We start from the raw sequence: 22,844 nt of genomic DNA, 5'->3' as shown, positions 1-22,844 counted from the left end.
GCGCCCGCCGGCGAGCCCGGAAGTACGTCATCGCTATCCGCACTGCCCATTGCAGGAGTCTTTCGAACGCTTATGAGCGACCTGAACACGCAGTCCGCGAAGTCCCCTCCCCCCGCTGATCCGTTCCGCGTCGCCGCGCTGCAGATGGTGAGCACGCCGGAGCGCGACCGCAACCTCACCGATGCCGAACACCTGATCGCACAAGCCGCCGCAGACGGCGCGCAGCTCGTGCTGCTGCCCGAGTATTTCTGCTTCATGGGCTTCAAGGACACCGACAAGCTCACCGTGCGCGAATCCTATGGCGACGGGCCGATCCAGCAGTTTCTCGCCGATGCCGCGCGCCGGCATCAGGTCTGGATCATCGGCGGCACGCTGCCTTTGAAGGCGCCCGAAGAAACGCGCGTGCTGAACACGACGCTCGTGTTCGATCCGCAGGGCAACGAGGCCGCACGCTACGACAAGATCCATCTGTTCAACTTCGAGAAAGGCGAAGAATCGTTCGACGAAGCGCGCACGATCCGGCCGGGCGACACCGTCCGCACGTTCGATGCGCCGTTCGGGCGCGTGGGCCTGTCCGTCTGCTACGATCTACGCTTTCCCGAGCTGTACCGGCGCATGGGCGACTGCGCGCTGATCGTCGTGCCGTCCGCCTTCACGTACACGACGGGCCGCGCGCACTGGGAAACACTGCTGCGCGCGCGGGCCGTCGAAAACCAGTGCTACGTGCTCGCCGCAGCGCAAGGCGGCAAGCATGAAAATGGCCGGCGCACGTGGGGCCACAGCATGCTGATCGACCCGTGGGGCGAGATCATCGACGTGCGCGACGAAGGCGCGGGCGTCGTCGCGGGCAATATCGAGCGCTCACGCATCGACGAAGTGCGGCAAAGTCTGCCCGCCTGGCGTCACCGCGTGCTGAGCTGAGTTTCATGCTGAACGGCTGGACCGAGACATTGAAAGTGCCGCCTTCGTCACTCATCTGACGGCGTGTACGCAACCGAATACCCTGAATCGAGCGAACTTCGCATGAACATCATCGAACCCAGCATCCGTAATCTCGCGACGGCCAAAGACGTGCTGCTCACGCCCTACGGCCTTGACGAAGCCGTGCTGACCCGCACGCTCGCCGAAATCTTCACGCATCGCGTCGATTACGCCGACCTCTACTTCCAGGCCACGCGCAGCGAGGCATGGAGCCTCGAGGAAGGCATCGTCAAATCGGGCAGCTTCAGCATCGACCAGGGCGTCGGCGTGCGCGCCGTGTCGGGCGACCGCACGGCGTTCGCGTATTCGGATGACCTGTCGCCGGAAGCGATCCGCCAGGCGGCCATCGCCACGCGCGCCATCGCGAAGGCGGGCGGCGGCAAGCAGAAGATCAAGGCGGCATCGACGCTGACGGGCGTGTCAGGGCGCGATCTGTATCTGCCGTCCGATCCGCTCCATTCGCTCGACGCGACCGCGAAAGTCAAGCTGCTGGAGCGCATCGAGCAGATGGCGCGCAGCCGCGATCCGCGCATCACGCAGGTGATGGCGGGCCTCGCGGGCGAATACGACGTCGTGCTCGTCGCGCGCAGCGACGGCGCGCTGGCCGCGGACATCCGCCCGCTGGTGCGCGTGTCGGTGACGGTGATCGCCGAGCAGAACGGCCGCCGCGAAATCGGCAGCGGCGGCGGCGGCGGACGCTTCGACTACGGCTATTTCACTGACGACATCCTGTCGAAGTACGTCGACGACGCGGTGCACGCGGCCCTCGTCAATCTCGACGCGCGTCCGGCGCCCGCCGGCGCGATGACGGTCGTGCTCGGACCGGGCTGGCCCGGCGTGCTGCTGCACGAAGCGATCGGCCACGGTCTGGAAGGCGACTTCAACCGCAAGGGTTCGTCGGCGTTCGCCGGGCGCATCGGCGAGCAGGTCGCGGCCAAGGGCGTGACGGTGGTCGACGACGGCACGCTGCCGAACCGCCGCGGCTCGCTGAACATCGACGACGAAGGCAATCCGACGCAGTGCACGACGCTGATCGAAGACGGCATCCTGAAGGGCTACATCCAGGACACGCTGAACGCGCGTCTGATGAAGATGCCCGTGACGGGTAACGCGCGCCGCGAATCGTACGCCGCGCTGCCGATGCCGCGCATGACCAACACGTACATGCTCAACGGCGACAAGGATCCGCAGGAAATCATCGAATCGGTGAAGAACGGCCTGTACGCGGTGAATTTCGGCGGCGGCCAGGTCGACATCACGAACGGCAAGTTCGTGTTCTCGGCGTCCGAGGCGTACATGATCGAAAACGGCAAGATCACGTACCCCGTCAAGGGCGCGACGCTGATCGGCAGCGGTCCGGAGTCGCTCAAGTATGTGAGCATGATCGGCAACGACATGTCGCTCGATACAGGCGTCGGCGTGTGCGGCAAGGAAGGCCAGAGCGTGCCAGTAGGCGTCGGCCAGCCGACGCTGCGCATCGAAAAAATGACAGTCGGCGGAACGGTCTGATCTCACAGCATCCGCACGAATCGTGCACTAAGCAATCGATTCGTGCGGATTTTCCGCATTTTTGACACCCTCGGCTTGCCAACCGCGCAAAGCTCGGGTTATAAAGCCAATCAACCTTTTTGACGAGCCATCCCTTTTTCGCCATGTCCGCCAAGTTTTATTTTTACTTTTTTTGGGCATCTCAGACCGCTGGCGGATCGAGAGGGGTGTGAACGTACATAGGCACCCGAAATTCCCGAAAAACCGCCAGCAAGTCTGGCGGTTTTTTTTCGCCCCTAACAACTTTGACTTTGACCTTTTTAGCCTGTTGACCTGTTCGCCGCGGCGCCGTCGTTGAATCGCAGCAGACCGCCCGAACGTGCCACGCACTACGGTGCCACGCACTACGATTCGAATCGAGGAGAAAACCATGCCCCCGCACAATACCGACGATGTCCGCATCCGCGAATTGAAAGAACTGACGCCGCCTGCGCATCTGATCCGCGAATTCCCGTGCGACGAAAAGGTGTCGGACCTGATCTTCAACGCGCGCCAATCGATGCACCGGATCCTGCACGGCATGGACGACCGGCTGATCGTCATCATCGGGCCGTGCTCGATTCACGACACCAAGGCCGCACTGGAATACGCAGGCCGTCTGATCGAGCAGCGCAAGCGCTTCGCGGGCGAGCTTGAAGTGGTGATGCGCGTGTACTTCGAGAAGCCGCGCACGACGGTGGGCTGGAAAGGCCTCATCAATGATCCGTACATGGACAACAGCTTCAAGATCAACGACGGCCTGCGCACGGCGCGCGAGCTGCTGCTGAAGATCAACGAGCTGGGCCTGCCCGCGGGCACCGAATACCTCGACATGATCAGCCCGCAATACATCGCCGACCTGATTTCGTGGGGCGCGATCGGCGCGCGCACGACGGAATCGCAGGTGCATCGCGAACTCGCGTCAGGCCTGTCGTGCCCTGTCGGCTTCAAGAACGGTACGGACGGCAACGTGAAGATCGCCGTCGACGCGATCAAGGCCGCGTCGCAGCCGCACCACTTCCTGTCGGTCACGAAGGGCGGCCATTCGGCCATCGTGTCGACGGCGGGTAACGAGGATTGCCACATCATCCTGCGTGGCGGCAAAGCCCCGAATTACGACGCGGACAGCGTGAACGCCGCGTGCAGCGACATCGGCAAGGCGGGCCTCGCCGCACGGCTGATGATCGATGCGAGCCATGCGAACAGCTCGAAGAAGCACGAGAACCAGATTCCCGTGTGCGCCGACATCGGCCGTCAGATTGCGGCGGGCGACGAGCGCATTGTCGGCGTGATGGTCGAATCGCACCTCGTCGCAGGACGGCAGGATCTGCAGGACGGCTGCGCGCTGACATATGGCCAGAGCATCACCGATGCGTGTATCGGCTGGGACGACAGCATTGCCGTGCTCGAAGGCCTCGCGGAGGCCGTCAAGCAGCGGCGCATCGCGCGCGGCAGCGGCAACTGACACCGCTTCATTCACTTTCCACGCAGACTTTGCCCGGCTCATGCAGCCGGGCATTTTTTTGGCCATTCTCCTCAAGGAACAGCTGATGACCGAGCTGTCCACGTGGATCGAGCAGCATCATCTGAAACAGGCTGACGCTGCCGAAATCGTATGCGTCAGCGCATCCCGTCTTGAACACATGCGCGTGCGGTGCGAATGTAGTGCCATCGTGACGACGGAGCATTGCGATGGTCAACCCAACCGAAGAGACTACGGGACCGGGAGCGCGCTGTTCTCGGCAAGGCGAGGCATTCTGGCGCGAGATGGTCATGGCGTGGAAACGAAGCGGTCTTGGCGCCCGACGTTTCTGCCGTGAGCAAGGGCTTGCAGTCAGTACCTTCGGCCTGTGGCGCAAGAAACTCGCGAGCAGGACAACTGCCCAGACGAACCCGCTCGCCGTGACCCCGGATGCGACGTTTGTCATTGCCCGTGCAGATGGTGAGCCAGAGCCGGTCGTGACGCAGCCATCGACGACGGCAGATGCATCGTCGTCACGTGACCGAGTGACCTTGTCCCTCGCCGGTGTTCGCATCGAACTGACCGGTGCTCATGCCGAACGCATCGTGCGCTTCGTGCTCGGGCAACTCGGAGGTGCGCGGTGCTGATCGCGGCTGACGTTCGGGCCTACATCTGCCGTGAGCCAGTCGACATGCGCAAGTCGATAGACACACTGTCGTATCTGGTCGAACCGCTGCTTGCCCAGAAGCCGGCCTCCGGCAATCTGTTCGTGTTCGTGGGCCGAGACCGCACGAAGGTGAAGTGCTTATATTGGGATCGCACCGGTTTCGCACTTTGGTACAAGCGACTTGAACACGGACATTTCCCATCACCGGCCTCGCTCGCACAACGCGGCTTCACGCTCGCCGAGCTCAATGCCTGGCTCGAAGGTATCGAGATTCCAGCACGCGAACCGCATCTTGCGGTCGCGGTGACGCGCGTCAGTTGAATAGCTTGCACCTCGCGCAGATTCGACGCTCACGAGTCTTGTAAACGATGCGCAAGTTGGGCATCATGGTTGACATGCCGCCCGCCGCCATCACTGTCGCGGATCTGCCGATCGAGCCCGAAGCGCTGCAGGCATTCGCGCTCGAACAGAACAGGCTCGCGTGGGTGCTGTGGGAGCAACTCGAAAGCCTGCAGCACCAGATCGCCCAGTTAAATCGCGCACGCTTCGGCGTCAGTTCCGAGCGGTTGACGGGCCAGGCGGAATTGTTCGATACCGGCTCGGACTTACCGGTCCCACCCGAGCCCGCCAAGGTTCCGGTTGCGGGCCACACACGCAAGGGCCGTCCCGCGCTACCGAAAGATCTGCCGCGTACGCGCATCGAATACGATCTGAGTGACGAACAGAAGGCCGCATTCGATACGCTCGAGCGCATTGGCGAGGAGCGCAGCGAGACGCTGCATTACGAGCCGTCCAGGCTCACCGTCATCGAGCACGTTCGTTTCAAGTATGCGGCGAAGAAGAACGGTGAGTCGACCATCGTGACCGCCAGTGCCCAGCCTTCGCCGTTGCCGAAGAGCAATGCGAGCGCGAGCCTGCTGGCAAACATTCTGGTCAACACCTACGTCGATCATCTGCCGTTAAACCGGCAGGAGATGCGCCACGCGCGCCGTGGTGTGCATCTACCTCGGGCAACGCTGTGCGAGTGGAAGCTCGCGGCGGCCGAGTTGCTCGAAGTACTGTTGCCGCCGCTGCGGGTTCATCAGTTGCAGGCGCCGCGCATGCACGTAGACGACACCACGCTACCGCTGCTCGAGAAAGGTCGCAAGGCAACACGAACCGCGCGATTATGGGGCTATCTCGGCGCCGGACAACGCGAGGAGAATGGCGTTTGGGTCGACCATCCGCCGGCGCTCGTGTTCGAGTTCGCCGAGTCGCGCTCGGGCTCGCATCCGTTGAAGTACCTGCAGAAGTACAAAGGTTATCTGCAGGCGGACGCGTATAGCGGACATGCCGCGCTCTATGAAACCGGCGACATCGTCGAAGGCGGATGCTGGGCCCATTGCCGCCGACGCTTCTTCGAAATCGCCAAATCGCAAAGTAAACCAGGACTCGCGGCGCAGGCGCTGCAATGGATCGCCCAGTTGTATGCGATCGAATCGCGAATTCGTGAGCACACACCGGATCTCAAATATGCGGCGCGGCAAACCGAGACGCTTCCGCTGCTCGTGCGATTCCGGCAATGGCTGGAGGGCAACGTCATCGGTTTACCGGTACAGGCGCCGCTGGCGAAGGCCTTCGGATACGCGTTACGCCATTGGCAGGCGCTCGTTCGTTGCACTGAGAGCGGCATCTTGTTGCCAGACAACAATGCGCTGGAACGACAGATTCGCCCGATTGCCCTGGGAAGGGCGAACTGGACCTTCGCGGGCTCGCCACGTGGCGCCCGAGCCGCTGCTACGATGTACTCCCTTCTCGGCACGGCGCGCCTGAACGGCTTTGAGCCGTATGCGTGGCTCAAGGATACGCTCGAGAAGCTGCCGTCGTATCCTGTCAACCGCGCGCATGAACTGCTGCCGCTCGCCCGTTAAACGTCTTCACATTTATGGACATTCTCGACTCGCTTCGGCAGGCGCCCAGCGCCGAGTTGTATCGTCTTTACCTGGCCATCGGCAAAATGCTCGATGACCCTCGACGCATCCTCGAAGTGCGTCAGCGTCTGCACCTTGGCATGGCCGTCAGCTATATCGGCGACAACCCGTTGGGGCCTCCGTCTCAAGGTACCATCGCGGAGCTCCGCCATACGCAAGCGGTCGTTCAGGACAGCGCGAGCCGACGCCACTGGGCGATCCCTTACGCGGCGATCGTTCCCGACAGCGCCGCCCCTATTCATCCTGAACCGGCACCGCCGCCGCGCGCAAAACGCGAGGAGTTCTTCATAGGCGACACGGTCGGGTTCACCGACAAACACCTGAATGAACGCGTTGGCACCATCGTCAGATTGAATTCGAAGACTGCGTCGATCGCGGTGACAGATTCGGAAGGACACTGGCGCGTTTCGTATAGCCTGCTGAGGCATATCGTCGACCTGTAGTCCCAATCGACGTGAATAGCAAACGACACCATGGCCAAGACAAAGCTCAACGCGGAACGTGAACATCGCATCGAGATGGAAATCGTCGTCGACGCTTATACCGAGGAAGAGCGTGCGATGTCGTGGTACTGCTATCTGGAAGAGCAGCTCTCCTTCCCATTCAAGGCCAGCGTTCGCAAGCCAATGGACTCCTCGCCGCTGCCCACGGGCGAACACGTCTGCGTCACCGGACTTGCTCATGAGGATCTGTGTCGGGTTGGAATCTTCGTCTGGGTACGGTGGAAAGAACGCGACGTGGTGGCGCCCCTGGCTCAGATCGCTCCGTTGAGCGGCGACAAGCCGACTCGAGTCGCGGTCACGGACTGGCACTATTGGCATGATCAAGGCCGCACATTCTGAGACCCAGAAAGCCTTCTACCCCCGTCTCGTCCTGATCTGACCCAGCAATGCTCGTCTCGCACTATCTTCCAGCCGGAACGGGTTACGCTGACGGATACCCGAAATCCTGATGGTGTCGCGGCCGCGGGTGTCGGATGTCGGATGTCGGATGTCGTCAACAAGAAAACCGCCAAATTCACCATCGATACGCTCGTCGAGATGATGAGCCGCATCGGCAAACCGGTCACGCTCGCCGTCGGCTGAGCGGGCTCGCGAGCCGCACGCTAGTCGCTGCGTTGCCCGCCCCCTCGATGCGCGCCACGGTCATGGCGCCACAGCACATCACCGCCGCCGTCCACGCGGTTCAGCACGCGTGCCAGAACGAACAGCAGATCCGACAGACGGTTCACGTAGCGGCGCGGCGCTTCGTTAATTGTATCGACGGCGCCCAGTGCAACAATCGACCGCTCGGCACGCCTGCACACCGTGCGACACACATGAGCGAGCGACGCCGCGCGCGTACCCGCGGGCAGGATGAACTCCCGGAGCGGCGGCAGCGTACCGTTGTAGCCGGCAAGCCATGTATCGAGTTGCGCGAGATGCGCATCGGCGATCATCGAATGGCCTGGAATGCATAGCTCGCCGCCCAGATCGAAGAGGTCGTGCTGGATCACCGTCAGCGCGGCTCGCACGTCGTCGGGCAGGGTTTCGCACAGCAACACGCCGATGTTCGAGTTCAGTTCGTCGACGTCGCCGATTGCCGCAATGCGCGCGTCGTCCTTGCGCACGCGGCTGCCGTCGCCGAGACCTGTGGTGCCGTCGTCGCCCGTGCGCGTCGCGATTTTGCTCAAGCGGTTGCCCATGATGTCCGTGTCCTCGTAGTGGTCCGCGATGCATCCGTCCGGATATAGCGCGGCATGCCGTTCATGCTTCGATCCATTATAAGGATGCCGTGCCTCGTGCTAGCGGCCGTCTGCAAGCCTGGCGCCGCGCCCGCCGTCGATGGGCGTAAAATGGGAATCAACCATCAGAACATTCGCCACCAGGAGACGCAGGTGAACCATCCCGTGCCGCCCACCCCGTGCGCCGCCCTTTTCCTGCTGAACTTCTCACTGCGCTCAAGTCGGCATTCGGCGAACGCGTATCCACGTCCGAAGCCGTCTGCGCCCATCATGGCCGCGACGAGTCGCCATTCGATCCACAACTGCCCGACGCCGTCGTCTATGCACGCAGCACCGAGGACGTGCAGACCATCGTGAAGCTGTGCGGTCAATACGACGTGCCAATCATTCCATACGGCAATGGCTCCTCGCTCGAAGGCCACCTGCTTGCCGTACAGGGCGGCGTGTCGATCGATCTTTCCGAAATGAACCGCGTGCTGTCGATCAACGCAGAAGATCTGACTGTCACTGTCGAGCCTGGCATCTCGCGCAAGCAGCTGAACGAAGCGCTGCGCGACACGGGTCTGTTTTTTCCGATCGATCCGGGCGCGGACGCGAGCATCGGCGGCATGTCGGCCACGCGCGCGTCGGGCACGAATGCCGTGCGCTACGGCACGATGCGCGAAAACGTGCTCGGCCTGACGGTCGTGCTGGCCGATGGCCGCGTGATCCACACGGGCACTCGCGCACGTAAATCGTCGGCGGGCTATGACCTCACGCGCCTGTTCGTCGGTTCGGAAGGCACGCTCGGCGTCATCACCGAAATCACCGTGCGTCTGTATCCGCAGCCCGAAGCGGTGTCGGCGGCCGTGTGCACGTTCCCGTCGATGGGCGACGCCGTGCGCGCCGTGATCGAAACCATCCAGATCGGCGTGCCGATCGCGCGCGTCGAGTTCGTGGATTCGCTCGCCGTCCGCTCGATCAACCGTCATTCGAACCTGACGCTGCGCGAAGCGCCCACCCTGTTCTTCGAATTCCACGGCACGGAAGCCGGCGTAAAGGAACAGGCCGAACTCGTGCAGGAACTCGCCGCGCAGAACAAGGGCGAAGGTTTCGAATGGGCAACGCGGCCGGAAGACCGCAGCCGTCTGTGGAACGCGCGTCACAGCGCCTACTTCGCGATGCTGCAGCTGAAGCCCGGGAGCCGCGCCGTCACCACGGACGTGTGCGTGCCCATTTCGCGCCTCGCCGAATGCGTCGTCGAAACGGAAGAGGATCTCAAGACCTCGCCGCTGCCCTGCCCGATCGTCGGACACGTCGGCGACGGCAACTTCCACGTCGCGATGCTAATCGATCCGAACAAGCCGGAAGAACTCGAGGAGGCGGAGCGGCTGAACCATCGCATCGTGCAACGCGCGCTGCGCATGGACGGCACCTGCACTGGCGAGCACGGCGTCGGCCTGCACAAGATGGGCTTCCTGCTGGAAGAGCACGGGCCCGTCGCGGTCGACGTGATGCGCTCGATCAAGCATTCGCTCGATCCGCGCAACCTGATGAATCCAGGCAAGATCTTTACGTGGGCGGCCTAGCGTAACCGTATGTCGGGCCGCGCAGCGTAACGACGCGCGCGGCCGTCGAAGGAGGAGACATTCCATGAACGCACCCGGCGAGCTGTCCCCAGAGCTGTCGCCCGAGATGCTCGCGCAGCGTCAGCGCGAAGTCGTGCAGGCGTTGATGGCCGTGCTGCCAACGCATTGCCTGTTGTATCGCGAGGAAGACACGGTCGCGTATGAATGCGATGGCCTGGCCGCGTATCGTCGCCTGCCGCTGGCCGTCGCGTTGCCTGAAACGGAATCACAGGTGCAGCGCATCGTGCAGATCTGCCACCGGCTGAACGTCCCCATCGTGCCGCGCGGCGCGGGCACGAGCCTGTCGGGCGGCGCGATGCCGATCCGGCATGGCGTGGTCGTGTCGCTCGCGCGCTTTCGCAAGATCATCGAAGTCGATCCGTATGCGCGCACGGCGACCGTCCAGCCGGGCGTGCGAAATCTGTCGATCTCCGAAGCGGCCGCGCCTTATGGCCTCTACTACGCGCCCGATCCTTCGTCGCAGATCGCCTGCACGATCGGTGGCAACGTCGCGGAAAATTCGGGCGGCGTGCACTGCCTCAAGTACGGTCTGACCGTGCACAACGTGCTGCGCGTGCGCGCGATCACGATGGAAGGCGAGATCGTCGAGTTCGGCTCGCTGAGCCCCGACGCGCCGGGTCTCGATCTGCTTGCGGTGGTGATCGGCAGCGAAGGCATGTTCGCGATCGTCACGGAGGTCACGGTCAAGCTGATTCCGAAGCCGCAGGCGTCGCAGGTCATCATGGCGAGTTTCGACGACGTCGTGAAAGGCGGCGATGCCGTCGCGGGCATCATTGCCGCAGGCATCATCCCGGCCGGTCTCGAGATGATGGACAAGCCGGCCACGCGGGCCGTCGAGGAATTCGTGAACGCTGGCTACGACCTCGACGCGGCCGCGATCCTGCTCTGCGAATCGGACGGCACGCCCGAGGAAGTCAGCGAGGAAATCGTCCGCATGACGGCTGTGCTGCGCGAACACGGCGCGACGCGCATCCAGATCTCGCGCACTGAGGCCGAGCGCCTGCGCTTCTGGTCGGGCAGGAAGAACGCCTTTCCTGCCGCCGGCCGCATTTCGCCCGACTACTACTGCATGGACGGCACGGTGCCGCGCCGCAGCATCGGCCCGCTGCTCGCGCGTATCGAAGAGATGGAAAAGAAGTACAACCTGCGTTGCATCAACGTGTTTCACGCGGGCGACGGCAACATGCATCCGCTGATCCTCTTCAACGGCAACGACCTGGACGAGTGGCATCGCGCCGAGGCCTTCGGCTGCGACATACTCGAAACCTGCGTCGAACTGGGCGGGACGGTGACGGGCGAGCATGGCGTGGGCATCGAAAAGATCAATTCGATGTGCGTGCAGTTTTCGCCGGAAGAGCGCGACGCGTTCCACGCGGTCAAGCGCGCGTTCGATCCCGCCTGTCTGCTCAATCCCGACAAGGGTATTCCGACGCGCGCGCGCTGCGCCGAGTACGGAAAGATGCACGTACGGGGCGGGCTGCTGCCTCATCCGGAACTGCCGCGGTTCTGAGCACTGCACAGCGAGCGTCATGCAGCCACACCTGCATGACGCCTGCATCGTCGTGGCATCGCCATAACGCATAAAAGCAGCAAACCCTTCGATACGGGTCTGAACCGGGTTGCGAGCGCGGCTTGCCTCGGTACAATCGAACGCACTACAACGAAGCAACGCACCATGAAAGAGGACGACATCGTCGCCGCGTGGTCGGAACGGGTTCGAGCGGCCACGGCCGCAGAGCAACCGGTCCGCATTCGTGGCGGCGGCACGAAGGACTGGTACGGCCAGTCATTGCAGGGTGAGGTCCTCGACACGCGCGCGCACCGCGGCATCATCGCGTACGATCCCGCCGAGCTGGTCGTCACGGCGCGCGCCGGCACACCGCTCCTCGAAATCGAAGCGGCGCTCGCCGAGCACGATCAGATGCTCGCTTTCGAGCCGCCGCATTTCGGCCCGCAAGCGACGCTCGGCGGCTGCATCGCGGCAGGCATCGCAGGACCGCGCCGTCATTCGGCGGGCGCGCCACGCGACTTCGTTCTTGGCGCCGTCGTCATGAACGGCCAGGGGCAGGCACTGACGTTCGGCGGCCAGGTCGTCAAAAACGTTGCCGGCTACGACGTGTCCCGGCTGATGGCCGGCTCGCTCGGCACGCTCGGCCTGATCCTCGAACTGTCCGTCAAGGTGCTGCCGCGCCCGAAAGCGGAAGCGACGCTCAAGTTCGACATGAACGGCACGGATGCCGTCCGCAAGCTCAACGAATGGGCGGCCGTCCGCTGCCGATCACAGGCAGCGCCTGGCGCCACGGCACGCTCGCCGTGCGGCTGGGCGGCGCCGAGGCAGCCGTCAAATCGGCGCGCACGTCGCTGGGCGGCGAAGTGGTCGACGCGGTGGAAGCCGAACGCTTCTGGGCCGGGCTGCGCGAACAGACCGATCCGTTCTTCGCGGCCATTGCGCCGAAGTCCGCGCTCTGGCGGCTCGCGCTCCCGACCATCACCGAGCCGCTGCAACTGCCGGGCGCCCAGCTGATGGAATGGGGCGGCGCACAACGCTGGTGGATCACCGACGCCGACGCGCAGACCGTACGCATCAGCGCTAAACAGGCAGGCGGCCACGCGACGATCTTCCGCACCGGGCACGGCTACGACCGTGGCGCAGGCGTGTTCACGCCGCTGCCTGCACCGCTGATGAAGATCCATCGCGGCCTGAAAGCCGCCTTCGACCCGGCCCGCATCTTCAACCGCGGCCGGCTGTACCCCGACTTCTGAGCGCGCGATGCAAACCAACCTCGCCGACTTCATTCGCAACACACCCGACGGTGAAGAAGCCGACGCCATCCTGCGCAAATGCGTGCATTGCGGCTTCTGCACGGCCACCTGTCCGACCTATCAACTGCTTGGCGACGAACTCGACGGTCCGCGCGGGCGCATCTATCTGATCAAACAGATGGTGGAAGGCACGCCCGTCACGCGCAGCACGCAGCTGCATCTGGACCGCTGCCTGACGTGCCGCAGCTGCGAATCCACCTGCCCTTCCGGCGTCCAGTACGGCAAGCTCGTGGAAATAGGCCGCAAGCTCACCGAAGAAAAAGTGCCCCGGCCGTTCGGCCAGCGCCTGGTGCGCCGCGTGCTCGCGAGCTTCGTGCCGAACAGCACGCTGTTCACGCCTGCGATGCGGCTCGGCCAGCACTTCCGCCCGCTGCTGCCGAAAAAACTGCGAGACAAGGTGCCGCAACGTCAGCGCCAGCTCGAATGGCCGACGGCCACGCATCCCCGCAAGATGCTGATGCTCGCAGGCTGCGTGCAGCCTGCGATGATGCCGAACGTCAACATCGCGACGGCGCGCGTGCTGGACGCGCTCGGCATCCAGACCGTGATCGCGCCGGAAGCGGGCTGTTGCGGCGCGATCCGCCTGCACCTCGGCTACAACGACGAGGCGCTCGACGACGTGCGTCAGAACATCGATGCATGGTGGCCGCATGTCGAACAGGGCGCGGAAGCGATCGTGATGAATGCGTCCGGCTGCGGTGCGACGGTCAAGGAATACGCGCATCTGCTGCGCAATGACCCCGCCTACGCGGAGAAAGCCAAACGCATCGTTGAACTGACGCGCGACATCAGTGAAATCCTGCCGGACTTCGAAGAAGCGCTGACCCCACTCACGCGGCGCCGCGCGATCCATACGGTGGCGTATCACCCGCCCTGCACGCTGCAGCATGGCCAGCAGATTCGCGGCAAGGTCGAGCATCTGCTGACCGCGCTGGGCATCGAAGTCAGGCTCCCCGCCGACAGTCATCTGTGCTGCGGCTCGGCCGGCACCTATTCGCTCACGCAGCCCGCGCTGTCGTACGCATTGCGCAACCAGAAGCTGGAAAAGCTGAAGGCACAGGAGCCGCAGATCGTCGTGTCCGCGAATGTGGGTTGTATCGCGCATTTGCAAAGCGGCACCTCCATGCCTGTCGTGCATTGGATCGAACTCGTCGAGCACATGCTCGCGGCCTGACCGACAGCATCGCTTGCGGGCAGTGCGTGCACAACCTGGCCGTTCGGCCAGGTCGTGACACGCGGGCGGCGTCCGTATAATTCGAATCGTCGCCCTCGCATCGGTACAACGCTTCATGCCCGACCTCGCTCACAATCTCGACGCAGTGCATCAGCGCATCGCCCTCGCCGCACAGGTCGCGGGCCGCGATCCAGGCTCCATTGCGCTTCTCGCCGTCTCGAAGACGTTCCCCGCAGAAGACGTTCGCGCCGCGCATGTCGCGGGCCAGCGCGCGTTCGGCGAAAACTACGTGCAGGAAGCGCTGACGAAAATCGAAGCGCTCTCCGATCTGCGCGCATCGCTCGACTGGCATTTCATCGGGCCGCTGCAATCGAACAAGACGCGTCCCGTCGCCGAAAATTTCGACTGGGTGCACTCCGTTGACCGGCTGAAGATCGCGCAGCGTTTGTCGGAGCAGCGTCCCGACACGCTGCCCGCGCTCAATGTGTGTCTGCAGGTCAACATCAGCGGCGAAGCATCGAAGAGCGGCGTCACGCCCGTCGAAGCCATTGACGTCGCGCGTCAGATCGCCGCGCTGCCCAGGCTGCGTCTGCGCGGCCTGATGGCGATTCCCGAACCGGCAGGCGACGTCGAGCAGCAGCGCGTGCCGCATCGTGCGTTGCGCGAGCTGTTCGAAAAACTGTGCGCGGAAGGACTGGAACTCGACACGCTGTCGATGGGCATGTCGGGCGATCTCGAAGCGGCTGTGCTCGAAGGCGCGACGATCGTGCGCGTCGGCACCGCGATCTTCGGTGCCCGCGATTACTCTCACTGAACCCCGAACATCATGAAAATTGCCTTCATCGGCGGCGGCAACATGGCCGCCGCGCTCATCGGCGGAATGATCAAACGCGGCGTCGCGCCGTCGGACATCCGCGCGATCGATCCCAACGAAGACGCGCGCAAGCGCAGCGAGCAGCAGTTCGGCATCGGCACGGGCGCGGCGGCGGATGCGTCGCTGCGATCGTTCGATGCCGTCGTGCTCGCCGTGAAGCCGCAGATCGTAAAGGACGTCGCGGCAGCGCTCGCGCCGCATATGTCGGCTTCGCAACTCGTCATCAGCATCGTCGCGGGCATTCGCAGCGCGGATCTCTCGCGCTGGCTCGGTGGCCACGCGCGCCTCGTGCGCACCATGCCGAACACGCCGGCGCTGATCGGCATGGGCGTGACGGGTCTGGTGGCCACACAAGGCGTCGACGAAGCGGGACGCGAACTGGCTTCTCAGGTGCTCGGCGCAGTCGGACAAACGGTGTGGTTCGACGACGAAGCGAAGATCGACGCCGTTACGGCGATTTCGGGCAGCGGCCCGGCCTACGTGTTCTACTTCATCGAGGCGATGCAGGAAGCGGCGCGACAGCTCGGCATGGACGAAGAGCAAGGCCGCGCGCTGGCTGTCGCAACGTTCACGGGCGCGGCGCAACTTGCCGCGCAATCGGGCGAGCCGGCAAGCGTGCTGCGCGAACGCGTGACCTCGAAGGGCGGCACGACCGCGGCGGCGCTCGCATCGTTCGAAGCGCAGGGCGTGAAGGACGCGATCGTGCGCGGCGCGTTGGCCGCGGATGCGCGTGCGCGTGAAATGGGAGAGGAATTCGGCAAGCAGTGATGTCGCTTGCTGGAGTCGAAGTGTGTCGGCGGACGAAGCACGTAATACCCATGCTTCGTCTCGTCGATAGATGAAGAATCAGAACGCCTGCGCCGCGTAATGCGCGGCAATGCCCGCGAACAGCGCACCGCCCAGCCAGTTGTTGTGCCGGAACGCCGCGAAGCACGGCATGCGCTCGCGGCCCTTGATCAGCGTGTAGTGGTAAATGGCGCAGCCTGCCGCTGCGGCGAGGCCGATCCAGTACAGCACGCCAAAACCCAGTGTGACGCCGATGCCGACATAAATGCCGAGTGTCACCGCATAGCAAAGCATGATCGCGAGCACGTCGAAGCGGCCGAACGTTAACGCGGACGTGCGGATGCCGATCTTGATGTCGTCGTCGCGATCGACCATCGCGTATTCGGTGTCGTAAGCGACCGACCAGAACACGTTCGCGATCAGCATCACCCACGCGAGCAGCGGCACCTGATTCTGCACGGCGGCAAACGCCATCGGAATGCCGAAACCGAACGCGATGCCCAGATACGCCTGCGGAATCGCGAAGAAGCGCTTCGTGAACGGATACGTGCCCGCGACGAACAATGCCGCCACCGACAACTCCTTCGTCAGCGCGTTGAGCGGCAGGATCAGCAGGAACGCGATCAGCGACAGCCCCGCGGCCAGCGCCACGGCTTCCCATGCCTTGATCTTGCCCGACGTGATCGGCCGGTTTTCGGTGCGCTTCACATAGCGGTCGAAGTCGCGGTCGGCGTAGTCGTTGATCGCGCAGCCGGCCGAACGCATCAGGATCGTGCCGATCGCAAAAATCGCCAGCAGGGACAACGACGGATGACCGTCGGAGGCAATCCACAACGCGTTGAGCGTGGGCCATAGCAGCAGCAGGCTGCCGATCGGTTTGTCCATGCGGACAAGGCGCAGATAAAGCGGGAGTCGGGCGAACATGGCGGTGCGCGGAGATTCGATCCCGCTATTCTAGAGCAGCGCGCGTGACAGCCCTCTTCTGACGCGCAGGCACAAAAAAAGCCCGGCAGGTTTTCACCTGCCGGGCTTCCAGTTCAGCAATCAGGCTGCGCTTAAGCCAGCATCGAACGCAGCATCCACGCGTTCTTTTCATGCGTCTGCATGCGTTGCGTCAGCAGGTCGGCCGTCGGCTCGTCGTGGGCTGCGTCCGTCACCGGGAAGATCGCGCGCGCGGTGCGCACCACGGCTTCCTGACCTTCCACCAGCTGGCGGATCATGTCTTCGGCGGCGGGCACGCCTTCCGCTTCAGCGATCGACGACAGCTTCGCGAATTCCTTGTAGCTGCCAGGCGCAGCGACGCCCAGCGCGCGGATGCGTTCGGCGATCAGATCGACGGCCATCGCCAGTTCCGTGTACTGCGTCTCGAACATCAGATGCAGCGTGTTGAACATCGGACCCGTGACGTTCCAATGGAAGTTATGGGTCTTCAGATAAAGCGTGTACGTGTCCGCGAGAAGGCGCGAAAGACCTTCTGCGATCTTCTTGCGATCCTTGTCGCTGATACCAATATTGACGTGCGGTACGGCTTCTTTCTTGGCCATGACGACTCCTTTTTAAGAGTGATTCGAACCGGTCTGCATGCCCGGAACGGCGCGTGTGCAATCGTTCAACGCTCGAACGCCCGCCAGTTTAGCCTGGAACGCGCCGGCGTTCGCGCGACCCTACGCCTTGCTTCCGCGCCCCGCAAACCGCGCATGGCCATGTGTGCGCTTCGTCATCCGCCGATGGCGTGCACCAGCGTTGCGACGATCGCCACATAGCCACTGCCGAGAATCGCGAACCCCACGAGCTTCTGAAAAAGCATCGGAGTGCGCACCGGTTGTACGACGCTGCGCGCGTTGCCTGCATTGCCTGCGTTGATCGCGTGATATCCCACTGCGTTCATCACCATCTGAACCATGATCTTTCTCCTTTGATGCCGGCGGCGCGCATCGTGTCGCGCCGCCTCCAGTCATGCAAACCGTTACTTCGCCGTCGCGGTCGCCAGCGCCTCGATGGCTGCCATCACGCCGTCTGCGTAGGCGGGATCGATCTTGCGGAAGTGCTCGACCTGACGCGCGACGATATCGGCCGGCACGCCTTCGATCGCCCGCGCGATGTTGCCGAACAGACGCTCACGCTGCGCGCTGTCGAAGATCCGGAACAGCGCAGCCGGCTGGCTGTAGTAATCGTCGTCTTCGCGATGGTTGTAGTGATCGACGTTACCTGCAGCGAGCGGCGGCTCGATCGCGTTACGGTCCTGCGCGAAGTCGCCGAAACGGTTCGGCTCGTAGTTCACGTTGCCGCCCAGGTTGCCGTCGATGCGCATGCCGCCATCGCGATGGAACGAGTGCGCATTCGGCGCACGCGACGCGTTCACGGGAATCAGATGGTGATTCACGCCGAGTCGATAGCGCTGCGTGTCGCCGTACGAAAACAGGCGCCCTTGCAACAGGCGGTCCGGCGAGAAACCGATGCCCGGCACCACGTTCGCCGGCGTGAACGCAGCCTGTTCGACATCCGCGAAATAGTTCTGCGCGTTGCGGTTCAACTCGATCACACCGACGTCGATCAGCGGATAGTCCCTGTACGGCCACACCTTCGTGATATCGAACGGGTTGTAGCGATACGTCGCTGCATCCGCTTCCGGCATCACTTGGATCTGGAAGCGCCACTTCGGGAACTGGCCGCCGTCGATCGATTCGACCAGATCGCGCTGCGCGCTCTCGCGATCGCGCGCCACGACTTGCGCGGCTTCTTCGTCGGTGTAGTTCTCGATGCCCTGCATCGACTTGAAGTGGAACTTCACCCAAAAGCGCTCGCCATCCGCGTTGATGAACGAGTACGTGTGCGAGCCGAAGCCATGCATCTGCCGGTAGTTCTTCGGAATGCCGCGATCGCTCATCACGATCGTCACCTGATGCAGCGACTCGGGATGGCGCGAGAAGAAGTCCCACGCGTTCGTCGCACTGCGCATGTTCGTGTACGGATCGCGCTTTTGCGTGTGGATGAAATCGGGGAACTTCAACGGATCGCGAATGAAGAACACAGGCGTGTTGTTGCCCACCACGTCCCAGTTGCCCTCTTCCGTGTAGAACTTGATCGAGAAACCGCGCACGTCGCGCTCGGCGTCGGCGGCGCCGCGCTCGCCCGCCACCGTCGAAAAGCGCATGAAGAGCGGCGTTTCCTTGCCGACTTCCGAGAACACCTTCGCCTTCGTGTAGCGCGAGATGTCGTGCGTCACCCTGAGCGTGCCGAACGCGCCCGAACCCTTCGCGTGAACGCGGCGCTCGGGAATCACTTCGCGGTCGAAGTGCGCGAGCTTTTCGATCAGCCACACGTCCTGCAACGCGACGGGGCCGCGCGGGCCGGCCGTCAGCGAATTCTGGTTGTCGGCGACGGGTGCGCCCGAGGCGGTGGTGAGATTGCGTTCAGTCATAGTTGTTCTCCGGCGTGATGCTTTTACGAGCGTTCGTAGCGTGGGATGGGTTCGATGAGAAACGAGTGGCGCGTTCAGGCGGACAGCGCGCGATCGACGAGCAGTGAAAACGCAACCGTCCTGAAGCTGGACGCGCTGCTGGCGGCAGCCGTTTGCTGCGACGATGAGGAAACTGACGGGAACAGCGAAGACGTGGATGGCTGCATGATTCCTCCGGTTTGTCGTGGTGGATCGCGGTGGATCCATGGAGGAAATCTTATTAAAAACTATCGAATACTGCGATTTGATTAATTTTATATATTCGATAGGTGCCGCCTCACGTGGAAAGCGGCGAGCGGCGCATCGGACGATGCGCCGCCAAAACGGCGTTTAGTTGACGGCAGCCGGCAGATCGAGCTTCCTCACGCCGGGCAGATCGCAGGCGGCGATTGCATCGCAGATTGCGTCGATGGCGGGCATCCGCGTGAAGCTCTTGCGCCAGGCCAGCACGACGCGGCGATCCGGCACGGGATCGTCGAATGGCACGTAGCTGAGCAGGCCCGAATCGACGCCGCCCGCGTGCGGCTTCACTTCATGCACCGACATGCGCGGCAGCACTGTAATGCCGACGCCGCTCGCGACCATATGCCGGATCGTTTCCAGCGACGACCCCTCGAACGTCTTCTGGATGCCGTCCGCGTTCTGCGAGAAGCGCATCAGTTCCGGACACACGCCGAGCACGTGATCGCGGAAGCAATGGCCGCTGCCGAGCAGCAGCATGGTTTCCTGCTTGAGATCGCCCGGATCGATCTTGTTGCGCGACTCCCACGCATGGCCCGACGGCAACGCGACCACAAACGGCTCGTCGTACAGCGGACGCAGCATCAGGCCCGTTTCCGGAAACGGCAGCGCCATGATCGCGACGTCGATTTCACCCTGCTTCAGCAATTCGATCAGCTTGAGCGTGTAGTTTTCCTGCAGCATCAGCGGCATCTGCGGGACGCGCTTGATCATCTGCTTGACGAGCGTGGGCAGCAGATACGGCCCGATCGTGTAGATCACGCCGAGGCGCAGCGGCCCGACGAGGGGATCCTTGCCCTGCTTGGCGATTTCCTTGATGGCGAGCGTCTGCTCGAGCACGCGTTGCGCCTGGGTGACGATCTGCTCGCCAATCGGCGTAACGCTGACTTCGCTCGTACCGCGCTCGAAAATCTGTACGTTCAGCTCGTCTTCGAGCTTCTTGATCGCGACCGACAACGTCGGCTGGCTCACGAAACACGCTTCTGCGGCGCGGCCAAAATGGCGCTCGCGCGCTACCGCGACGATGTACTTCAGTTCTGTGAGGGTCATTGGGGACCAATCAGGGCGATAGATTCGATAGGTTTCTGTTATACACCTATGGGGCCAATTCGCCAACCTTCCAGCCCGAATCAGGCATGCTGCGGTGCGAAAGCGTTTCCACCGGCAGGTTTCATCAGGCTTTCAAATATTGTTCGCGCGTATTCAGCCAGCGCAGAAGGTGTTGCGTGACGACGTTCGGATATTGCGCGAGCAGCATCGTCGCCGCTTCGCGTGCCGGTTCAATGAGCCAGCCGTCGTTTTCGAGATCCGCGAAACGCAGCATCGCGGCACCCGACTGCCGCGCGCCGAGAAATTCGCCGGGACCGCGAATTTCGAGGTCGCGCCGTGCGATTTCAAAGCCGTCGGTGGTTTCGCGCATCGTCTGCAGGCGGGCACGCGCCGTCATCGACAGCGGCCCGGTGTACAGCAGCACGCACACGGACGCCGCACTGCCGCGCCCGACCCGCCCGCGCAACTGATGCAGCTGCGCGAGGCCGAAGCGCTCCGCGTGCTCGATCACCATCAGCGACGCATTCGGCACGTCGACGCCCACTTCGATCACCGTCGTCGCGACGAGCAGCTGCACTTCGTTGCGGCTGAACGCGTCCATCACGGTCGCTTTCTCGACGGGCGTAAGGCGCCCGTGCACGAGCCCGACCTTCAGTTCCGGCAGAGCGGCGACGAGCGTTTCATAGGTTTCGACGGCTGTCTGCAGTTGCAGCGTTTCGCTTTCCTCGATCAGCGGACACACCCAGTACACCTGGCGCCCCGTCAGCGCCGCCTCGCGCACGCGTCCGATCACTTCGTCGCGGCGCGCGTCGGAGACGAGCTTGGTCAGGATCGGCGTGCGGCCGGGCGGCAGTTCGTCGATCGTGGACACTTCGAGGTCCGCGTAATACGTCATCGCGAGCGTGCGGGGAATCGGCGTCGCGGACATCATCAGCTGATGCGGCTGGAAATCGCGCGCGCCGTCGGCGGCGTTCTGCGCCTTGGCGCGCAGCGCGAGCCGTTGCGCGACGCCGAAGCGATGCTGTTCGTCGACGATCACGAGGCCGAGCCGCGCGAACTCGACCGCGTCCTGGATGATCGCGTGCGTGCCGATCACGAGTTGCGCGGTGCCGAGCGCGGCGGCTTCGAGCGCGCTGCGCTTTTCCTTCGTCTTCAGACTGCCCGCGAGCCACGCGACCGTCACGCCGAGCGGCTCCAGCCAGCCGCGCAGCTTGCGAGCGTGCTGTTCGGCGAGAATTTCCGTCGGCGCCATCATCGCGGCCTGATAACCGGCATCGATGGCCTGCGCGGCCGCCAGCGCCGCGACCACCGTCTTGCCGCTGCCGACATCGCCCTGCAACAGACGCTGCATCGGATGGGGCTGCGTCAGATCGTGCGAAATTTCGCCGCACACCCGTTGCTGCGCGCTGGTCAGCGAGAAAGGCAGCGTCTGCAGCAGGCGCGTCGCGAGCGATTGTTCGTCCGTGGCGGCGCGGCGCGGCATCGCGGGCGCGGCGCGCGTGCGGCGCTCCTCGTGCGCGCGCTTGAGCGACAACTGCTGTGCGAGCAGTTCCTCGAACTTGATGCGTGTCCACGCGGGATGCGTACCGTCGATCATCGCCGCTTCGTCCGAATGCGAGTTCGGATGATGCAGCGTGCGCACGGCGTCCATCAGTTCCGGAACCTCGAGCGGCTGCAGATATTGCTTTGCGACGAGCTCCGGCAGCAGTTCGGGCAGCGACGTGCGCGCGAGTGCGTTGTCGATCGCCTTGCGCAGATAGGCCTGCGACACGCCCGCCGTGCTCGGATACACGGGCGTGAGCGCTTGCGGCAGCGGCGTGTCTTCGTCGACGACACGCACGGCCGGGTGCACCATCTCCATCCCGAAGAAGCCGCCGCGCACATCGCCGCGCACGCGCAGCCGCACGCCCACCGACATCTGCTTGACCTGCGAGCCGTAGAAATTGAGGAAGCGCAGGATCAGTTCGTCGCCCGCGTCGTCACGCAATTTCACGAGCAACTGGCGGCGCGGCCGGTACGCGATCTCGTTGTCGAACACGACGCCTTCCGTCTGCTCCGTGCCACCCGGCAGCAATTCGCCGATTGGCGTCAGGGACGTTTCGTCCTCGTAGCGCATAGGCAGATGCAGCACGAGGTCGATATCGCGCGTGAGGCCGAGCTTCGCGAGCTTGTCAGCTGTTTTGGCGAGCGCGGGTTTCTTCGCGGCGGGCTTTTTTGCCTCCTGAGGCGCCTCGTTCACGCCGGATGCATCCGCCTCCGCGCCCGCCTTGCTCCGCGCGGCGCGGCGCTTCTTCGGAGCGCTGACGTCGTCGGTTTCGAGAGGAGAACGGGTATCGGACAAAGGCATGAGTCGCTTCGCAAGTACAATATCGGCTTCAGAAGGTTTTGCGGCCAGTGCGCGCGTGGTTCAGGTGCGCACGCAAGGCCGCCGCGGCAATGTCCCGCAATCATAGCCGCTCGAAGGGCGCTGTCGTAGACG

At 63.6% G+C, this 22,844-nt stretch carries 20 protein-coding genes and 4 pseudogenes; 16 read left to right on the top strand and 8 right to left on the bottom strand.

The features are described 5' to 3' along the window. The first annotated feature begins 72 nt into the window (after positions 1 to 72). The 10 genes and pseudogenes from FRZ40_RS14480 to FRZ40_RS14435 all read left to right on the top strand — a co-directional run. Positions 73 to 921: a carbon-nitrogen hydrolase family protein gene (locus FRZ40_RS14480; RefSeq protein WP_147234470.1), complete on the top strand. Its 849-nt coding sequence runs from the start codon at positions 73 to 75 to the stop codon at positions 919 to 921. A 102-nt stretch (positions 922 to 1,023) separates the two neighbouring features. Then, positions 1,024 to 2,490: a metalloprotease TldD gene (gene tldD, locus FRZ40_RS14475; protein WP_028371897.1), complete on the top strand. Its 1,467-nt coding sequence runs from the start codon at positions 1,024 to 1,026 to the stop codon at positions 2,488 to 2,490. Between the two features lie 409 nt (positions 2,491 to 2,899). Then, the gene (gene aroG, locus FRZ40_RS14470; RefSeq protein WP_028371896.1) at positions 2,900 to 3,973 is read left to right on the top strand and encodes a 3-deoxy-7-phosphoheptulonate synthase AroG; all 1,074 of its coding nucleotides are present in this window, start codon (positions 2,900 to 2,902) and stop codon (positions 3,971 to 3,973) included. Between the two features lie 67 nt (positions 3,974 to 4,040). Continuing rightward, a pseudogene (locus tag FRZ40_RS44995) lies at positions 4,041 to 4,145 on the top strand (helix-turn-helix domain-containing protein); the annotation flags it as partial. A 55-nt stretch (positions 4,146 to 4,200) separates the two neighbouring features. Further along, positions 4,201 to 4,617, top strand: coding sequence for an IS66 family insertion sequence element accessory protein TnpA (tnpA, locus tag FRZ40_RS14460; protein ID WP_147234469.1), 417 nt, complete (start codon positions 4,201 to 4,203; stop codon positions 4,615 to 4,617). Then, positions 4,611 to 4,958 carry an IS66 family insertion sequence element accessory protein TnpB gene (tnpB, locus tag FRZ40_RS14455; RefSeq protein ID WP_147234468.1) on the top strand — a complete coding sequence of 116 codons (348 nt, stop codon included), beginning with the start codon at positions 4,611 to 4,613 and terminating at the stop codon, positions 4,956 to 4,958. The genes tnpA and tnpB overlap by 7 nt, the downstream gene beginning before the upstream one ends. Positions 4,959 to 5,005: 47 nt before the next feature. Continuing rightward, complete coding sequence (gene tnpC / locus FRZ40_RS14450; protein WP_147234467.1) at positions 5,006 to 6,547, top strand: IS66 family transposase; 1,542 nt, start codon at positions 5,006 to 5,008, stop codon at positions 6,545 to 6,547. 14 nt (positions 6,548 to 6,561) lie between these two features. Then, positions 6,562 to 7,050, top strand: a complete 489-nt coding sequence (locus FRZ40_RS14445; protein ID WP_147234466.1) for a hypothetical protein — start codon at positions 6,562 to 6,564, stop codon at positions 7,048 to 7,050. A 30-nt stretch (positions 7,051 to 7,080) separates the two neighbouring features. Next, the gene (locus tag FRZ40_RS14440) at positions 7,081 to 7,449 is read left to right on the top strand and encodes a calcium-binding protein (protein ID WP_147234465.1); all 369 of its coding nucleotides are present in this window, start codon (positions 7,081 to 7,083) and stop codon (positions 7,447 to 7,449) included. A 100-nt stretch (positions 7,450 to 7,549) separates the two neighbouring features. Continuing rightward, a pseudogene (locus FRZ40_RS14435) lies at positions 7,550 to 7,692 on the top strand (helix-turn-helix domain-containing protein); the annotation flags it as partial. A gap of 20 nt (positions 7,693 to 7,712) precedes the next feature. On the opposite strand, the gene FRZ40_RS14430 reads toward FRZ40_RS14435, so the two are convergent. After that, complete coding sequence (locus tag FRZ40_RS14430; protein WP_147234464.1) at positions 7,713 to 8,291, bottom strand: cob(I)yrinic acid a,c-diamide adenosyltransferase; 579 nt, start codon at positions 8,289 to 8,291, stop codon at positions 7,713 to 7,715. 192 nt (positions 8,292 to 8,483) lie between these two features. Between FRZ40_RS14430 and FRZ40_RS14425 the strand changes: the two are divergent. The 6 genes and pseudogenes from FRZ40_RS14425 to proC all read left to right on the top strand — a co-directional run bounded on the left by FRZ40_RS14425 (position 8,484) and on the right by proC (position 15,597). Beyond that, positions 8,484 to 9,898, top strand: a pseudogene (locus FRZ40_RS14425) (FAD-binding oxidoreductase). Positions 9,899 to 9,962: 64 nt separating this feature from the next. Continuing rightward, on the top strand, positions 9,963 to 11,468 hold the full coding sequence (locus FRZ40_RS14420) for an FAD-linked oxidase C-terminal domain-containing protein (RefSeq protein WP_028371893.1): 1,506 nt from the start codon (positions 9,963 to 9,965) through the stop codon (positions 11,466 to 11,468). 165 nt (positions 11,469 to 11,633) lie between these two features. Beyond that, a pseudogene (gene glcE / locus FRZ40_RS14415) lies at positions 11,634 to 12,721 on the top strand (glycolate oxidase subunit GlcE). Between the two features lie 7 nt (positions 12,722 to 12,728). Next, complete coding sequence (glcF, locus tag FRZ40_RS14410; protein ID WP_147234462.1) at positions 12,729 to 13,955, top strand: glycolate oxidase subunit GlcF; 1,227 nt, start codon at positions 12,729 to 12,731, stop codon at positions 13,953 to 13,955. A gap of 115 nt (positions 13,956 to 14,070) precedes the next feature. Further along, a complete protein-coding gene (locus tag FRZ40_RS14405) occupies positions 14,071 to 14,769 on the top strand; it encodes a YggS family pyridoxal phosphate-dependent enzyme (RefSeq protein ID WP_147234461.1) in 699 nt (232 codons plus the stop codon). A gap of 12 nt (positions 14,770 to 14,781) precedes the next feature. Then, a complete protein-coding gene (gene proC, locus FRZ40_RS14400; RefSeq protein ID WP_147234460.1) occupies positions 14,782 to 15,597 on the top strand; it encodes a pyrroline-5-carboxylate reductase in 816 nt (271 codons plus the stop codon). Between the two features lie 78 nt (positions 15,598 to 15,675). On the opposite strand, the gene ubiA is transcribed toward proC, so the two are convergent. The 7 genes from ubiA to recG form a co-directional block, all read right to left on the bottom strand. After that, a complete protein-coding gene (gene ubiA, locus FRZ40_RS14395; RefSeq protein ID WP_028371888.1) occupies positions 15,676 to 16,539 on the bottom strand; it encodes a 4-hydroxybenzoate octaprenyltransferase in 864 nt (287 codons plus the stop codon). Positions 16,540 to 16,670: 131 nt separating this feature from the next. After that, a complete protein-coding gene (locus FRZ40_RS14390) occupies positions 16,671 to 17,159 on the bottom strand; it encodes a Dps family protein (protein ID WP_028371887.1) in 489 nt (162 codons plus the stop codon). Positions 17,160 to 17,332: 173 nt separating this feature from the next. Continuing rightward, positions 17,333 to 17,518, bottom strand: a complete 186-nt coding sequence (locus FRZ40_RS14385) for a hypothetical protein (RefSeq protein WP_147234459.1) — start codon at positions 17,516 to 17,518, stop codon at positions 17,333 to 17,335. Between the two features lie 63 nt (positions 17,519 to 17,581). Beyond that, positions 17,582 to 19,036: a catalase gene (locus FRZ40_RS14380; RefSeq protein ID WP_147234458.1), complete on the bottom strand. Its 1,455-nt coding sequence runs from the start codon at positions 19,034 to 19,036 to the stop codon at positions 17,582 to 17,584. A 74-nt stretch (positions 19,037 to 19,110) separates the two neighbouring features. Continuing rightward, on the bottom strand, positions 19,111 to 19,242 hold the full coding sequence (locus FRZ40_RS45715) for a hypothetical protein (RefSeq protein ID WP_275670996.1): 132 nt from the start codon (positions 19,240 to 19,242) through the stop codon (positions 19,111 to 19,113). A gap of 163 nt (positions 19,243 to 19,405) precedes the next feature. After that, entirely contained in the window at positions 19,406 to 20,365 is a 960-nt protein-coding gene (locus FRZ40_RS14375) for a LysR substrate-binding domain-containing protein (RefSeq protein WP_028371884.1), read from the bottom strand. A gap of 124 nt (positions 20,366 to 20,489) precedes the next feature. Next, a complete protein-coding gene (recG, locus tag FRZ40_RS14370; RefSeq protein WP_147234457.1) occupies positions 20,490 to 22,712 on the bottom strand; it encodes an ATP-dependent DNA helicase RecG in 2,223 nt (740 codons plus the stop codon). Positions 22,713 to 22,844: the final 132 nt, after the last annotated feature.

It is taken from the genome of Paraburkholderia azotifigens (assembly GCF_007995085.1).
Lineage (GTDB): Bacteria > Pseudomonadota > Gammaproteobacteria > Burkholderiales > Burkholderiaceae > Paraburkholderia > Paraburkholderia azotifigens.
Note: the sequence above shows the minus strand (reverse complement) of the source record. Positions and strands in the feature narration are given on the sequence as shown.